This is a genomic window from Flavobacterium sp. (genome assembly GCF_049590715.1).
In the GTDB taxonomy this organism is placed as follows: domain Bacteria; phylum Bacteroidota; class Bacteroidia; order Flavobacteriales; family Flavobacteriaceae; genus Flavobacterium.
The window spans coordinates 1-1,549 of record NZ_JBAWDL010000329.1 but is presented as its reverse complement, the minus strand read 5'-3'; the positions used below and the strand labels follow the sequence as shown (position 1 = coordinate 1,549).

The window sequence follows — 1,549 nt, the reverse complement described above, 5'->3', positions numbered from 1 at the left end:
TCAGTATTGCCTAACAGTTCTAATTAATTAATAATTATTTTTTCGGCTAAACCTCCTTTTGCAAAAGATTTTAACAAAAATTCGTTACCTGATACTGGTGGTACTAATTGAATAATATACAAGGTATTGCCATTGGTTGTAAATCTAAAATCTTGAGCAGTATATTTCACCCCATCTCCTTGAACGCCTCCAAAATGATTCTTTTTAAGCACCGTTACGCCTTCTCCGTAAGTAACAAATGGACGTGTTTTATAGATAGCTTCTCCATATTTTGAAAGCCAGTTCCCTATTTCGATTAAGCCATTTTTCATTTCTTCTGGAATAAGTCCATCATAGGTAGGGGTAATATTCAAAATAAGGTTACCATTTTTACTCACAATATCAACTAATTCATCCAGAATGATATGTGGGTTTTTAAGACGCATATTAGGACGCCAACTCCATGAATTCCATGCGTAAGAATCATCAGTCAACCATGGGAATTCTGTTTTTTCATCAAATCGTCCACGCTCTAAATCTATAACAGCAGTATTCAGTGGTAAATCTTCATTTTTATACGTTAAAACTACGGGCTTGTTCCACTCTAAACTTTTGTTATAATAGTGAGCTACCATTTCTAGCCTGTCTTTTTCAGGAATGACAAACAAGCGGCTATCAAACCATAATAAATCTGGTTGGTACTGATCTACTACTTCATAAATTTTAGCTTTCCAGATATCTATAAATTTTCTGGAAGGCGCATATTTTGTATCGATAGAGCCTGCTGATTGTCCACTAGCATCAAAACCAGTACTCATTTTCCCAAAGGTTTCAGGCAAGGTGCGTTCACCGTAAAAATCTTCAAAACCAACAGCTGTAGTATCAATTAAACCGCTCCATGTGTTATACCAGCCCCATTCCCAGGAATGGTGAAATGTTGTTACAAACTTTAATCCTTCTCCTTTTATCGCTTTTTCTAATTCGCCCACAATATTCCGTTTAGGCCCCATTTTTGCCGCATTAAACTTGTTTATTTTACTATCCCAATTTGAAAAATTGTCGCAATGCTCAGCGACCGGACCAACGTATTTTGCGCCTGAAGCTTTAAACAATTTGGACCATTCATTAGCATCAAAATGTTCTGCGGTAAAATCTTTTATAAAATCATGATAATTAACATCTTCACCATATGTTTTTAAATGATATTCTCGCTCATCTTTTCCCCAACCTTCATTTTTTTCCTCATACATTTGTCTGGGATACCATTCGCCTCTTCCAATTTTTGAATAAACACCCCAGTGAAAATAGATTCCGAATTTTGCGTCCAAAAACCATTCGGGCGTTTGGTGTTGACTTAATGATTCCCAATCCGCCTTATATTCTATTTTCTTATCCGCTACTTTATTCTTTGTAGTTTGATGCTGCACACTGCATGAAACCAACGCTAAACTGGCTAAGCCTAAAATGGTGCTTTTCATCTTTTATATTCTATATTTTGCTAATAAAATGTGGTCACAAACCAAAATTAATTGGTCGTTTTGATTAAAAATTTCTACGTGTTCTGTAATAT

The 1,549-nt window shown here is 35.4% G+C and carries 1 protein-coding gene; it reads right to left on the bottom strand.

Annotated features, from left to right (window positions below; translation table 11 throughout):
* Positions 1–23: 23 nt before the first annotated feature.
* The gene (locus tag WBQ70_RS14170) at positions 24–1,457 is read right to left on the bottom strand and encodes an alpha-L-fucosidase (RefSeq protein WP_423915331.1); all 1,434 of its coding nucleotides are present in this window, start codon (positions 1,455–1,457) and stop codon (positions 24–26) included.
* Positions 1,458–1,549 lie beyond the last annotated feature (92 nt).

Excerpts from the sequence above, each read along its gene's own strand:
- WBQ70_RS14170 (WP_423915331.1), bottom strand. The coding sequence starts at position 1,457 with ATGAAAAGCACCATTTTAGGCTTAGCCAGTTTAGCGTTGGTTTCATGC.